At 74.6% G+C, this 13,046-nt stretch carries 13 protein-coding genes and 2 pseudogenes; 8 read left to right on the forward strand and 7 right to left on the reverse strand.

Annotated features, from left to right (window positions below; all coding sequences use genetic code 11):
* Positions 1-626: pseudogene (locus F8274_RS16050) on the reverse strand (hypothetical protein); the annotation flags it as partial.
* Between the two features lie 161 nt (positions 627-787).
* Between F8274_RS16050 and F8274_RS16055 the strand changes: the two are divergent.
* From F8274_RS16055 to F8274_RS16065, 3 genes and pseudogenes are all read left to right on the forward strand, one after another.
* Positions 788-1,639 (forward strand): ABC-2 family transporter protein, encoded by an 852-nt coding sequence (locus tag F8274_RS16055; RefSeq protein WP_151463198.1) that lies wholly within the window; start codon positions 788-790, stop codon positions 1,637-1,639.
* The gene (locus F8274_RS16060; protein ID WP_151463199.1) at positions 1,632-2,441 is read left to right on the forward strand and encodes an ABC transporter permease; all 810 of its coding nucleotides are present in this window, start codon (positions 1,632-1,634) and stop codon (positions 2,439-2,441) included. Before F8274_RS16055 ends, F8274_RS16060 begins: the two co-directional genes overlap by 8 nt.
* Positions 2,438-3,405 (forward strand): annotated as a pseudogene (locus F8274_RS16065) (ATP-binding cassette domain-containing protein). Before F8274_RS16060 ends, F8274_RS16065 begins: the two are co-directional and overlap by 4 nt.
* A 10-nt stretch (positions 3,406-3,415) precedes the next feature.
* Here the strand turns inward: F8274_RS16065 and F8274_RS16070 are convergent.
* A complete protein-coding gene (locus F8274_RS16070; protein WP_151463200.1) occupies positions 3,416-3,976 on the reverse strand; it encodes a helix-turn-helix domain-containing protein in 561 nt (186 codons plus the stop codon).
* A 101-nt stretch (positions 3,977-4,077) separates the two neighbouring features.
* On the opposite strand from F8274_RS16070, the gene F8274_RS16075 reads away from it, so the two are divergent.
* Positions 4,078-4,827 (forward strand): AzlC family ABC transporter permease, encoded by a 750-nt coding sequence (locus F8274_RS16075; protein ID WP_225853820.1) that lies wholly within the window; start codon positions 4,078-4,080, stop codon positions 4,825-4,827.
* A complete protein-coding gene (locus F8274_RS16080) occupies positions 4,821-5,129 on the forward strand; it encodes an AzlD domain-containing protein (RefSeq protein WP_151463202.1) in 309 nt (102 codons plus the stop codon). Before F8274_RS16075 ends, F8274_RS16080 begins: the two co-directional genes overlap by 7 nt.
* 58 nt (positions 5,130-5,187) lie before the next feature.
* Here the strand turns inward: F8274_RS16080 and F8274_RS16085 are convergent, their stop codons facing one another.
* From F8274_RS16085 to nadA, 3 genes are all read right to left on the reverse strand, one after another.
* Complete coding sequence (locus tag F8274_RS16085; protein WP_151463203.1) at positions 5,188-5,787, reverse strand: DUF3043 domain-containing protein; 600 nt, start codon at positions 5,785-5,787, stop codon at positions 5,188-5,190.
* A gap of 90 nt (positions 5,788-5,877) precedes the next feature.
* Positions 5,878-7,233, reverse strand: coding sequence for a UDP-N-acetylglucosamine 1-carboxyvinyltransferase (gene murA, locus F8274_RS16090; protein ID WP_151463225.1), 1,356 nt, complete (start codon positions 7,231-7,233; stop codon positions 5,878-5,880).
* A 214-nt stretch (positions 7,234-7,447) separates the two neighbouring features.
* Complete coding sequence (gene nadA, locus F8274_RS16095; RefSeq protein WP_151463204.1) at positions 7,448-8,623, reverse strand: quinolinate synthase NadA; 1,176 nt, start codon at positions 8,621-8,623, stop codon at positions 7,448-7,450.
* A gap of 43 nt (positions 8,624-8,666) precedes the next feature.
* On the opposite strand from nadA, the gene F8274_RS16100 reads away from it, so the two are divergent.
* From F8274_RS16100 to F8274_RS16110, 3 genes are all read left to right on the forward strand, one after another.
* On the forward strand, positions 8,667-9,827 hold the full coding sequence (locus F8274_RS16100) for a glycerate kinase (protein ID WP_192579858.1): 1,161 nt from the start codon (positions 8,667-8,669) through the stop codon (positions 9,825-9,827).
* A 166-nt stretch (positions 9,828-9,993) separates the two neighbouring features.
* Positions 9,994-10,362: an iron-sulfur cluster insertion protein ErpA gene (erpA, locus tag F8274_RS16105; RefSeq protein WP_107079767.1), complete on the forward strand. Its 369-nt coding sequence runs from the start codon at positions 9,994-9,996 to the stop codon at positions 10,360-10,362.
* 200 nt (positions 10,363-10,562) lie between these two features.
* Positions 10,563-11,537, forward strand: a complete 975-nt coding sequence (locus F8274_RS16110) for a carbohydrate kinase family protein (protein WP_151463206.1) — start codon at positions 10,563-10,565, stop codon at positions 11,535-11,537.
* A gap of 22 nt (positions 11,538-11,559) precedes the next feature.
* Here the strand turns inward: F8274_RS16110 and F8274_RS16115 are convergent, their stop codons facing one another.
* Both F8274_RS16115 and F8274_RS16120 read right to left on the reverse strand, forming a co-directional pair.
* Positions 11,560-11,799, reverse strand: a complete 240-nt coding sequence (locus tag F8274_RS16115) for a sulfurtransferase TusA family protein (RefSeq protein ID WP_151463207.1) — start codon at positions 11,797-11,799, stop codon at positions 11,560-11,562.
* Positions 11,796-12,947 carry a cysteine desulfurase family protein gene (locus tag F8274_RS16120; RefSeq protein WP_151463208.1) on the reverse strand — a complete coding sequence of 384 codons (1,152 nt, stop codon included), beginning with the start codon at positions 12,945-12,947 and terminating at the stop codon, positions 11,796-11,798. The genes F8274_RS16115 and F8274_RS16120 overlap by 4 nt, the downstream gene beginning before the upstream one ends.
* Between the last annotated feature and the right edge of the window lie 99 nt (positions 12,948-13,046).

The following is a 13,046-nucleotide window of genomic DNA, read 5'->3' on the forward strand; positions in this document are numbered from 1 at the left end:
GCCGCCTCCCGGCGCTCCTCGAACCGCGGATCACGCCGGTCGTCGGATCCCGGGTCGCGCCGGCCCTCGAACGCCCGGTCCCGCCGGCCGTCGAACGCCGGTTCGCGCCGGTCCACCGGGCCGCCCGGCGGCGGGTTGGTCCGGCCGTCCGCCGGCGCGCGGCGCTGCTCCGGTCGGCCGGACCGCGGCGCGTGCGGGTACTCCTCCGGCTCCGGCACCCAGCCGGGCTCGGCGGCGGGGGAGACCGGCCGGAGCGGCGCCGCACCGCGCACCGGCTCCGGCCGCACCCACCGCTGGTCGAACCGGTCGCCCGGCCCGCCACGCCGGGAACCGTCCTCGGGCCGCCGCCCGTCCCCGCCCGGCCGCCCGCCGCGCCGACCGTCGAGGTCGTCGGGTTCGGCCGGGCTGACCGGGTACGGGTCCTCGCCACCCGGCGCCGGGCTGACCGGGTGCACCTCGGCCCGGCCGACCGCCGAGGCGCGGCCACGGGGCGCGGGCGGGGTCAGGTATTCGAGTCCGATGTCGCCGGGATAGCGCTGCCCGGGGAACTGCGGGCGCCACTCGTGGGTGGGTTCGGCGGCCCAGGAGGGTTCGGCCAGCTCGCGCCAGCGGTCCCAGCCGCTCATCGGGGGACCCTGTCGCCGCCCGCGCGGCGCGGCCCCGGGGCCGGCTCGCGTCGCTCGCTCACGGCGATGTCACCTCGTTGGAAATTGTCGCGCTGGGCGCCCTTGGTGCCGGTAGAGTCGCCCGGTCCAGCACGTCGTGGCTGCGGAAGGAGGGTAGCGGCGTGGGCTCTGTCACCGCCACTGTGGCACCGCCCACGGATCCAAACGTTACCCGATGGTTTCGGACATTCGGCGCGATAGCCGCCTCCGGTTTTCGGCGTCACGCCACCTACCGGCAGGCCGCCGTGGCGGGGGTCGTCACCAACACCGTCTTCGGCTTCCTGCGCTGCTACATCTTCCTGGCGGTGGCCGGCGCGGCCGGCACGGTGGCCGGCTACGACCGTGCCCAGCTCGGCACCTTCGTCTGGGCGGGGCAGGGGCTGCTCGCGGTGATCGCGATCTGGGGCTGGACCGAGCTGGCCGACCGGATCCGGACCGGGGAGATCGCCGCCGACCTGCTCCGCCCCGTGCACCCGGTGACCAGCTACCTCGCCACCGACCTGGGCCGGGCCGGGTTCGCCTCGCTGGCCCGGCTGCTGCCGCCGGTGGTGATCGGCCCGTTCTTCTTCGACGTCTACCTGCCCCGGCAGTGGGCCACCCTGCCGCTGTTCGGGCTGTCCGTGCTGCTCGCCGTGGTGGTCTGCTTCGCCTGCCGCTACCTGGTCAACGCCACCGCGTACTGGTTGGAGGACGTCCGCGGGCCGATGATCCTCTGGACGCTGGGCTCCGGTGTGCTCGCCGGCCTCTACTTCCCGCTCGGCTTCCTCCCGGGCTGGTGGGAGGCCGCGCTGCGGTACGCCACCCCGTTCCCCAGCCTGTTGCAGGTACCGCTGGACGTGCTGGTCGAGCGGGAGCCGATGCCGACCGAGCTGAGCCTGGTCGGCCTTCAGGCCGCCTGGGCGGTGCTGCTGCTGGCGCTCTGCCGGCTCGTGCAGCGCCGGGCCGAGCACCGGCTGGTGGTGCAGGGTGGCTGAGCCGGGGACGCGGCGGGCGTACCGGGCGCTGCTCGGGGCGCAGGCCCGGTCGCAGGCGGCGTACCGGACCTCGTTCGCCGTCGACCTGGTCGGCAACATGGGCGCCACCGTCTTCGACGTGATGACCGTGCTGGTGCTCTTCGGGGTCACCCGGGAGCTGGGCGGGTTCACGCTCCGCGAGACACTGGTGGTCGTCGGCCTGTCGTCGTTCGCGTTCGCCACGGCCGACCTGCTGGTCGGCAACATCGAGCGGCTGCCCCGGTACGTCCGCACCGGCCTCTTCGACGCGGTGCTGGTCCGGCCGCTCGCCGCGCTGCCCCAGCTGCTGCTGATGGACCTGCCGCTGCGCAAGGTCTCCCGGGCGGTCTTCGGGCTGGCCGTGCTGGTGTTCGCGCTCGCCTCGGCCGGCATCGACTGGACGCCGGGCCGGGTGGCGCTCGCGCTGGTCGCCCCGCCGGCCGCCGTGGTCTTCTTCGCCGCGGTCTTCGTCACGACCGCCACGGTGTCGTTCTACTGGATCGACTCGGGGGAGCTGGCCAACTCGGTCACCTACGGCGGGCGCGACTTCACCTCGTACCCGGTCACCGTCTACGGCGGCTGGTTCCGGGCGCTCTTCGCGTACGGGATGGGTTTCGCCTTTGTCAGCTACCACCCGGCGCTGGCGCTGCTGGGCCGGCCCGATCCGCTGGGCCTGCCGGCCTGGGTCGGCTGGGCCTCGCCCGGCGTGGCGCTGGTCGCCGCGGCGGTCGCCGCCCTGGCCTGGCGCGTCGGGATCCGCCATTACCGGAGCACGGGGTCATGAACGTCATCGAGATGGACGGGCTGCGCAAGGAGTTCACGGTCCGGGTGCGGACCGGGCGGCTGCGCCGGGAGAAGCGGACGGTCACCGCGGTCGACGGGGTGGACCTGCGGGTGGAGCGGGGCGAGATGCTCGGCTACATCGGGCCGAACGGCGCCGGCAAGTCCACGACGCTCAAGATGCTCACCGGGGTGCTGATGCCCTCGGCGGGCCGGGCGCGGGTCTGCGGGCTGCGACCGGTGGCCGACCGGACCCGGCTGGCGCTGCGCATCGGCGTGGTCTTCGGGCAGCGCTCGCAGCTCTGGTGGGACCTGCCGCTGCGGGATTCGTTCGCGCTGCTGCGGCACGTCTACCGGGTGCCGTCCGCCGAGCACGCGGCCCGGCTGGCCCGCTGCCGGAGCCTGCTGGACCTCGACGAGTTCCTGGACACCCCGGTCCGGCAGCTCTCCCTGGGCCAGCGGATGCGCGGCGAGCTGACCGCCGCCCTGCTGCACGGCCCCGAGGTGCTCTTCCTGGACGAGCCGACCATCGGGCTGGACGTGGTGAGCAAGCAGGCGGTCCGCGGCTTCCTGGCGGAGCTGGGGCGGGCCGGCGAACCACCCTGGTGCTCACCACCCACGACCTGGCGGACATCGAGCGGCTCTGCCGCCGCCTCGTGGTGATCGACCACGGGCGGGTGGTGCACGACGGCTCGATCGCCGCCCTGCACAGCCGGTACGGCTCCCGCCGCATGGTGGTGGCCGAGCTGGACGCCGCGCTGCCCGCACCGCCGGTGCTGCCGGGCGCGCCGGTGCAGCGGGTGGAGGCGGACGGGCGCCGGCTGGTCTTCGCGCTGGAGTCGGCGAGCGTCGCCGAGGTGGTGGCGGGGCTGGCGGGCCTGGCCTCGCTGCGGGACATCTCGATCGTCGAGCCGGACATCGAGGAGGTCGTGGCCCGGCTCTACCGCGCGCCGGCCGAGGTGGGCTGAGCGCCCGCGCTCACGGGTGTTCCATGACGAGCACGGCGAAGGTGCCGGGGGCCAGTGCCTCGTACCGGTGCGGGGTGTCGCCGGGGAAGGTGGCGTAGTCGCCCGGCCCCAGCTCGACCAGGTCGGTCTCGGGGCCGACGCGCATCCGCCCGGTGGCGACCACGACGTGCTCGACGCTGCGGGGGGTGTGCGCCTCGGCGAGCCGTACCGCCCCGGGTTCCAGCTCCATCACGTAGACGTCCCGCCGGGTGTGCGGCGCGCCGGCGGCGAGCAGGGTGGCCGAGAAGTCGGCGTGCTCGGAGCGGATCCGGGGCCCCTCGCCGGCCCGCACCACCCGGACGGCGGCGGTGGGCGGTTCGACAAGGCGGCTGAACGGCACGCCCAGCGCCACGCCGAGGGCCCAGAGCGTCTCCACGCTGGGATTGCCGGCCCCGGACTCCAGCTGCGACAGGGTGGACTTGGCGATGCCGGCGCGGCGGGCCAGCTCGGTCAGCGACAGGCCCGCCCGGTCGCGCTCGCGGCGCAGGGCGGCCGCGATCGTGGCGAGCGGGGGAGCGGGGTCGATCGCCATGTGTTCGCTCCAACGGTAGGTTTGTTCGGTTTGACGAACGCCGGTCCTTGCGTTCAGGATAATGGACCATGCGTACGGCATATCGAACGGGCGATGCCCGGGTGCTCCGTGACGTCGCCGCCATCGGCGCGGCGATGCTCGCCGTGGGCGCTTCCTTCGGTGCCGTGGCCGTGGCCGCCGGCCTGCCCGCCTGGGCCACCCTCGCCATGTCGGTGCTGGTCTACGCCGGCGGCGCCCAGTTCATGGCCGTGGGCCTGATCGCGGCCGGCAGCCCGCTCGCGGCGGTCCTCGCCGGCCTGCTGCTCAACGCCCGGCACCTGCCGTTCGGCCTGGCCCTCGGCGGCGCAATGGGCTCCCGGCGCCGGCAGCGGTTGCTCGGCAGCCACCTGATGACCGACGAGGCGACCGCGTTCGCGCTGGCCCGCCCGGCCGGGCCGGGGCGGCGGCGCGCGTTCTGGCTCGCCGGGGTGCTGCTCTTCCTGGCCTGGAACGCCGGCACCGGCCTCGGCGTGCTGGCCGGCGGCGCGGTCGGCGACCCGGCCGCCCTGGGGCTCGACGCCGCCTTCCCGGCCGGGCTGGCCGCCCTGCTGCTGCCCAGCCTGCGCGACCGGGAGACCCGCGGGGTGGCGCTCGCCGGCGCCGGGCTGGCCGTGCTGGCCACCCCGCTGCTGCCGGCCGGACTGCCGGTGCTGCTCGCACTCGCCGCGCTGGTCCTGCCCCTGCTGAGCCGCCGCCGGTCGACCGGCGGGCCGGGCGACCCGGGCGCCGCACCGGACGACCCCGGCGGCGGCGGATCGGCGGACGGCGACGGGGCCGGACGGGTCGTGCGGGCCGGGGAGGTCCCGTGCTGATCGCCGTGATCCTCGCCCTGGCTGCCGGCACCTACGGCTTCCGCGTCGCCGGCGTGCTGCTGCGCGACCGGCTGGACCTGCCCGAATGGTCCCGCCACCTGCTGCCGGTCGGCGCCGCCGCGCTGCTGGCCGCGCTCGCCGCCACCGCGACGCTGACCGAGGCCGGCGGCTTCGCCGGCTACGCCCGGCCCGCGGGCGTGCTGGTCGGCCTGCTGCTCGCCTGGCGCCGGGCGCCCTTCGTGCTGATCGTGGTCGCCGCGGCGGGCACCACCGCGCTGCTGCGCCTGCTCGGAGTGGCCTGACGACGACATCGGCCCCTCCCCGCCGAGGCGGGAAGGGGCCAACTCCGGGTGGGTCCGGTCAGATCTTGTCGCCGACGTTCACGCGGGGGGCCGGGGCGCGCATCTTCCGGAACGTGATCGACCGCATGATCGCGTAGAAGTAGAGCGAGCCGAGCCGCTCGGTGCTCTTGGGGAAGCGCTCGCGGACCAGCTTCTTGATCTTGCGGGCGATCAGCACCGAGTCGATCACCACGCCGAGCGCCAGCGCGCCCCACAGCACGTTCGACAGCAGCCGGACGATCGGCGGCATGGCCTGGTTGGAGCCGAGCAGCACGATCAGCGCGCCGCCGAAGAACCAGGTGCCGACCGTACGCCGGGAGTCGACCACGTTGCGGGCCAGCAGCCGCTCCGGGCCCCGGTCGCGCGGGCCGCCCTCCCGCCGGAACTCGGCCGCGGACTCGGCGCGCGCCGTGCGGCGCTGCTCCCGGGCCTCCTCCTTGGTCAGCGGCTTCGCCGGCCCGGCGGGGCGCCGGCCGGCGCCCGGGCGCTTCGGAGTCTCGCGCCCCTTGGCGGGCGTGTAACCCCGGGGACGGGCAGCGGAGGAGTCCTCGTCGGTCGTCACCGGGGTGACGGACTCCTCGACGAGGTCGGCGGGCTTACGGCGAAACAGCGACGGCACGCCGGCAAGGGTAGCCAACCAGCCGCGCCCGGTGCACATCGCGGGTGCACCGGGCGGCGGCTCCAGGTCGCGGCGCGGTAAAAGACGCCGTCAGGGACGCTCGACGTGCGCGCCCAGGTCGGCGAGCTTGGCCTCGAAGTCCTCGTAGCCCCGGTTGATCAGGTCGACGCCGTAGACCCGGGAGGTGCCCTCGGCGGCCAGGGCCGCGATCAGGTGGCTGAAACCGGCCCGCAGGTCGGGGATCACCAGGTCGGCCGCGTGCAGCTTGCTCGGGCCGGCGATCACCGCGGAGTGCTTGAAGTTGCGCCGGCCGAAGCGGCACGGGGTGCCGCCCAGGCAGTCCCGGTAGACCTGGATGTTGGCGCCCATCGAGTTCAGCGCCTCGGTGTAGCCGAGCCGCTGCTCGTAGACCGTCTCGTGGACGATCGACAGGCCCCGGGCCTGGGTGAGCGCCACGACGAGGGGCTGCTGCCAGTCGGTCATGAAACCGGGGTGCACGTCGGTCTCCAGCGCCACGGCGTTCAACTCGCCGCCCGGGTGCCAGAACCGGATGCCGCCCTCCTGGCCCGGCCCGCCGCCGCGCGGCGGGCGGAGGTCGGTGACCTCGTACTCGCCGCCGACCGAGCGGAAGATGTTCAGGAAGGTCATCATGTCGGCCTGCTGGGCGCCGAGCACCTCGACGTGCCCGCGGGTGGCCAGCGCGGCCGCGGCCCAGCTCGCCGCCTCGATCCGGTCCGGGATGGGCCGGTGGGTGTAGCCGCTGAGCCGCTTCACGCCCTGGATCTCGATGACCCGGTCGGTGTGCACCTTGATGATCGCGCCCATCTTCTGCAGCACGCAGATGAGGTCGATGATCTCGGGCTCCACCGCGGCGTTGCGCAGCTCGGTGACGCCCTCGGCCATCACCGCGGTGAGCAGCACCTGCTCGGTGGCGCCGACGCTCGGGTAGGGCAGGGCGAACTTGGTGCCGTGCAGCCCGTTCGGCGCCGACAGGTGCAGCCCCTCCGGGGTCTTCTCCACGGTCGCGCCGAACTCGCGCAGCGCCTGGAGGTGGAAGTCGATCGGGCGCGGGCCGATGTGGCAGCCGCCCAGGTCGGGGATGAAGGCGTGGCCGAGCCGGTGCAGCAGCGGGCCGCAGAACAGGATCGGGATCCGGCTGGAACCGGCGTGCACGTTGATCTGGTCGGTGCTGGCGCTCTCGACGTTGGACGGGTCGAAGACCAGCTCACCGTCCTCCTCGCCGTCGCTGACCTTGACGCCGTGCAGGCCGAGCAGCCCGCGGACGACCTCCACGTCCCGGATCCGGGGCACGTCGAACAGTCGGCTGGGCGTGTCGCCCAGCAGGGCGGCGACCATCGCCTTGGACACGAGGTTCTTCGCGCCGCGCACGCGGATCCGCCCTTCGAGCGGAGTGCCTCCGTGTACGACCAGGACGTCGTCGGTCAACGCAACCTCCAGCGCGTTGGTGCTGCCGTGTAGATGAGTCAGGTGCACGATCTGCATCGCTACCCGGATGGCGGCCCGGTCAAAACGGGCCGCGTGAGTCGTCGCCCCGGCAGCATAGCCCTCCGTGACGGGAATGGAATCGGTCACATCACCAGCGAGGGCACGAACCGGGGATTCCGGTGCGTTTCCGTACCAGTGAGGTGACCGAGGGTGATCAGGCGCCCGGGAGCGCGAGCATCTGGTCCAGGGCGGCCCGGGCGTGCCCGGCGGTGTCCGGGTCCACGGTGATCTGGTTGACCACCCGGCCGGCCGCCAGCTCCTCCAGTGCCCAGACCAGGTGCGGCAGGTCGATCCGGTTCATCGTCGAGCAGTAGCAGACCGCCCGGTCGAGGAACATGATCTGCTTGTCCGGGTGGGCCAGCGCCAGCCGGCGGACCAGGTTCAGCTCGGTGCCGACGGCCCACGCCGAGCCGGCCGGGGCCGCCTCGATGGTCTTGATGATGTATTCGGTGGAGCCCACCTGGTCGGCGGCGTTGACGACCTCGTGCCGGCACTCCGGGTGGACCAGCACGTTGACCCCCGGCACCCGTTCGCGCACGTCGTTGACGCTGTCGAGGGTGAAGCGGCCGTGCACCGAGCAGTGCCCGCGCCACAGGATCATCTTCGCGTCGCGCAGCTGCTCCGGGGTCAGCCCGCCGTTCGGCTTGTGCGGGTCGTAGAGCACGCAGTCGTCCAGCGAGAAACCCATCTCCAGGACGGCGGTGTTGCGGCCCAGGTGCTGGTCGGGGAGGAAGAGCACCTTCTGCCCCTGCGCGAACGCCCAGTCCAGCGCCCGCTTGGCGTTGGACGAGGTGCAGACCACGCCGCCGTTCCGGCCGACGAAGCCCTTGATGTCCGCCGAGGAGTTCATGTAGGTCACCGGGACGGTGTCCGCCGCGATGCCCAGCTCGGTCAGCACGTCCCAGGCGGTCTCGACCTGCGACAGCACCGCCATGTCGGCCATCGAGCAGCCGGCGGCCAGGTCGGGGAGGATCACCTTCTGGCGGTCCGAGGTGAGGATGTCGGCGCTCTCGGCCATGAAGTGCACGCCGCAGAAGACGATGTACTCCGCGTCGGGGCGGGCGGCCGCCTCCCGTGCCAGCTTGAACGAGTCGCCGGTCACGTCGGCGAACTGGATCACCTCGTCGCGCTGGTAGTGGTGGCCGAGCACGAAGACCTTCGTGCCGAGCGCCGCCTTCGCGGCGGCCGCCCGGGCCACCAGGTCCGGATCGCTCGGCGCGGGGAGGTCACCCGGACACTCCACGCCACGCTCGGTGGCGGGGTCGCTGCCGCGGCCGAGGAGCAGCAGCGCAGTGGCGGTGTTGGAGGGCTCAACCCAGGTCGAAGTCACGTCCCCATGGTCCCACAGCGGGGCCGCCGTGCGGCCGCCACGGATGTGGCCTGCCACACTGCTCGGCATGCGCGTGCTGCTCTGCCCGGACAAGTTCGCCGGCACGCTGCCGGCCCCCGAGGTGGCCGCCGCGGTGGCCGAGGGCTGGCGGGAGGTCGCCCCCGACGACGAACTGCTGATCCGGCCGCTGGCCGACGGTGGCCCCGGGTTCGTGGCCGTGCTCGCCGACGCGCTCGGCGGGCGGCGGCTGCCGGTGCCCACCGTCGACCCGCTCGGCCGACCGACCGCCGGTGAGATCCTGCTCACCGACGACGGCGTGGCCTACCTCGAGAGCGCGCAGGCGTGCGGCCTGGACCTGCTCTCCGCCGCCGAGCGGGACCCGAAGGTGACCACCTCCTACGGGCTCGGCCTGCTGGTCGCCGCCGCCGTGGAGGCCGGTGCGACGACCGTGGTGGTCGGCCTGGGTGGGTCGGCCACCAACGACGGCGGCGCCGGGATGCTCACCCCGCTCGGGGTGACCGCGCTGGACGCGGCCGGCAGGGCCCTGCCGTACGGCGGGGCGGCCCTCGCCGCCGTGGCGGCGCTGGACGGCGCGCCCCGGCTGCGCGGCGGGGCGCTGGTCGCCGCCACCGACGTCGACAACCCGCTGCTCGGGCTGCACGGCGCCAGCAACGTGTACGGCCCGCAGAAGGGCGCCACCCGCGCGGACGTGCTGCTGCTCGACGCCGCGCTGGAGCGCTGGGCGGCGGTGCTGGAGAAGGACCTGCCGGGCTGCCCGTCCGGGCTCGGCGCGCTGCCCGGCGGCGGCGCGGCCGGCGGGCTCGGCGCGGCGGTCCTCGCGCTCGGCGGCCGGTGCGAGTCCGGCATCGGCCTGGTCACCCGGGCCATCGGCCTGGACGCCGCGCTGGACGCCGCCGACCTGGTGATCACCGGTGAGGGCTCCTTCGACCACCAGTCGCTGCGCGGCAAGGTGGTCGCCGGGGTGGCCGGGGCCGCCCGGGACCGGGGCGTGCCCTGCGTGGTGCTGGCCGGCCGGGTGAGCACCGGACGGCGGGAGGCCGCCGCGGCCGGCGTGACCGAGGCGCACAGCCTGGTGGAGCACTTCGGCGGCGAGGAGCGCGGGGGAGTGGAGGCGGCCATGAGCCGCCCGGCCGAGGGCCTGCGCGCGCTCGGCGCCCGCCTGGCCCGCCAGTGGAGCCGCTGAGCCCGCCGTGGCCTGCGGCGCGGCTCACGCGACGCGGCTCGTGCCACCGGAGGTGCCGCCGGTCGGGGCGGCGTACGATCGGACCTGGACCACACCGGGAATCATTGGCGGACGTGCGGCGTTGGCCAGTGCGTCCGGACCCCATACCGCGCAGGGAGACTTCCACGTGACCACGCCAGCGCAGACCGAGTCGACCGAGGCCAAGGCCCCCAGCACCGTCGTCCTCACCGACGTCGCGGCGCAGAAGGTCAAGGCCCTGATCGAGCAGGAAGGCCGTGACGACCTGCGGCTCCGGGTCGCCGTGCAGCCGGGCGGCTGCTCCGGCCTGCGGTACCAGCTGTTCTTCGACGAGCGGTCGCTCGACGGTGACGTCGTCACCGACTTCGGCGGTGTCGAGGTCGTCGTCGACCGGATGAGCGCCCCCTACCTGGCCGGCGCCACCATCGACTTCGCCGACCGGATCGACGCCCAGGGCTTCACCATCGACAACCCGAACGCCGGCAGCTCCTGCGCCTGCGGCGACTCGTTCAGCTGAGTCGACGGGCCGACGACACCTGCCTGACGGCGGGGCCATCCCTCACGGGGTGGTCCCGCCGTTTTTGTCGCCTCCGGTGGGTGTCCGGACGGTGACGCCCGGATGTGCGGGGCAAGACCGGTTGTGGACCGACCCCCGTCCGGCGGGTCGGGGCGACCGGTAGGCTGACCCGCGCCGTGCTCCCGACCGCGAGGGTTGACATGAAGATCGCCGTGACCGGCTCGATCGCGACCGACCACCTGATGAGCTTCCCCGGCCGCTTCGCCGACCAGCTCATCGCCGACCAGCTGGACAAGGTCTCGCTGTCCTTCCTCGTCGACGAGCTGGTCCTCCGGCGCGGCGGCACCGCCGCGAACATCGCCTTCGGCATGGCCCAGCTCGGGCTGCGCCCGGTGCTGCTCGGCGCGGTCGGCGCCGACTTCGCCGACTACCGGTCCTGGCTGGAGCGGCACGGCGTCGACTGCGACTCGGTGCACGTGAGCGAGATCGCCCACACGGCCCGCTTCGTCTGTACCACCGACACCGACATGTGCCAGATCGCCTCGTTCTACGCGGGCGCCATGAGCGAGGCCCGCAACATCGAGCTGGCGCCGGTGGCGCAGCGGCTCGGCGGCCTCGACCTGGTGCTGGTCAGCGCCAACGACCCGGCCGCCATGATCCGGCACTCCGCGGAGTGCCGGGAGCGCGGCTACGCCTTCGTGGCCGACCCGTCGCAGCAGCTGGCCCGGATGGACGGCGCGGACGTGCTCGGCCTGGTCGACGGCGCCGACTACCTCATGACCAACGAGTACGAGAAGTCGCTGCTGCAGAGCAAGGCCGGGCTGACCGACGCCCAGCTGCTGGACCGGGTGAAGGTGCGGGTCACCACGCTGGGCAAGCAGGGCGTGGAGATCGCCGGCCGGGAGGTCGGCACCATCCACGTGCCGATCGCCCGGGAGATCCAGGCAATCGACCCGACCGGCGTCGGCGACGGCTTCCGGGCCGGCTTCTTCGCCGCCCTCAACTGGGGGGTCGGCCTGGAGCGCGCCGCCCAGGTCGGCTGCCTGCTCGCCACGCTGGTGCTGGAGAACTTCGGCGGCCAGGAGTACGAGGTCCGCCGGGACCTGTTCGTCAAGCGGCTCGCCGAGTCGTACGGCGACGCGGCCGCCGAGGACGTCCGGCCGCACCTGCAGTGACCGCCCTCCGCTGAGCCGCGGGTCAGTGGCTGCGGCGCACGTCGTAGCCCGGGCCTCCGTCGGGGTGCGCGGCCACGAACTCCTGGCCGCGCATCCGGCACCAGGCCGGGATGTCCACGGCCGCGGCGGGGTCGTCGGCGAGCACCCGGATCACCGCGCCGACCGGCAGCTCGGGCAGCCGCCGGGCGAGGTTGATCACAGGCAGGGGGCAGCGCTGGCCCCGGCAGTCGAGCACCTCGTCCGGCTCGCTGTTCGCGCTCACAGGCCGGTCACCCCCGCCTCGGCGCGCAGGTCGGCCACGATCCCGGGCAGCTCGGCCAGGAACCGGTCGACGTCGGCCTCGGTGGTCTCCCGGTGCAGCGACACCCGGACGTTGCCGTGCGACAGCACCCCCATCGCCTCCAGCACGTGCGACGGCCGCAGCGTCGAGGAGGTGCACGAGGAGCCGGAGGAGACCGCGAAGCCCCGCCGGTCCAGCGCGTGCAGCAGCGCCTCGCCGTCCACGTACAGGCAGGAGAAGGTGACCAGGTGGGGGAGCCGGTCCACCGGGTCGCCGACCACCTCCACGTCCGGCACCTCGGCCACCACCCGGGCCCGGATCCGGTCGACCAGCGGCCCGAGCCGGGCCGCCTCGGTCGCCGCGTCGGCCGCCGCCGCGCGCAGGCTCGCCGCCGCGGCCACCACCGCGGGCAGGTTCACCACCCCCGGGGTACGCCCCGACTCCCGCTCGTCGGCCGGGAACGGCGACTCCCAGCGGGTGCCCTTGCGCACCACGAGCAGCCCCACGCCGGGCGGCCCGCCCCACTTGTGCGCGCTGGCGCTCAGCACCGACCAGCCGGCCGGCAGCGGCGCCCGGCCGGCCAGTTGCGCCGCGTCCACGTACAGCGGCACCCCCGCCTCGGCGCAGAGCTCCGCCGCTGCGGGCACCGGCTGCACCGTGCCCACCTCGTGACTCGCCCCGATCAGGGCGGCCAGGGCCACGCCGGGGCCGGCCACCGCCGCCGCCCAGGCGTCCAGGTCGACCCGGCCGAGCCGGTCCACGGGTACGCCCACGGCGTCGCCCCCACCGGCCACGTGCCGCTCCGCGGCGTGCAGCACCGCCGAGTGCTCGATCGCCGAGTGCACCAGCGCCGCCCCGGCCCGGCGCCGCCCGGACAGGCCGCCGAGCACGGCGGCGTGCGCGGCCGCCGTACCGCTGGGGGTGAAGGAGAGTTCGTCGGCGCGGACGCCGAGGGTCTGCGCGGCGGCCTCGCGGGCGGCGTCGAGGAGCTGGCGGGCCCGGCGGGCCTGGCCGTAGAGCCGGGCCGGGTCGGCCCAGCCGTCGTCCAGCGCGGCCAGCAGCGCCTGCCGCGCGACCGGGTGCAACGGGGCGGCGGTGGCCGCGTCCAGGTAGACCGGGTTTGCGCTCACGAACGTTCACGCTATCGCCCCGGTACGCCCAAGATCTCCCCGATGGGGGCGGACAGTGACCCCAAGACGGTCAGGCCCGTCATGGTCGAGTAATCTGCG

Origin of the sequence: Micromonospora sp. AMSO31t, assembly GCF_008868175.1 — a bacterium.
Taxonomy (GTDB): Bacteria; Actinomycetota; Actinomycetes; order Mycobacteriales; family Micromonosporaceae; genus Micromonospora.

Coding starts and splice junctions, on each gene's coding strand:
- F8274_RS16110 (WP_151463206.1), top strand. CDS start 10,563: ATGAAGATCGCCGTGACCGGCTCGATCGCGACCGACCACCTGATGAGC.
- F8274_RS16100 (WP_192579858.1), top strand. CDS start 8,667: ATGTGGCCTGCCACACTGCTCGGCATGCGCGTGCTGCTCTGCCCGGAC.
- F8274_RS16070 (WP_151463200.1), bottom strand. CDS start 3,976: ATGGCGATCGACCCCGCTCCCCCGCTCGCCACGATCGCGGCCGCCCTG.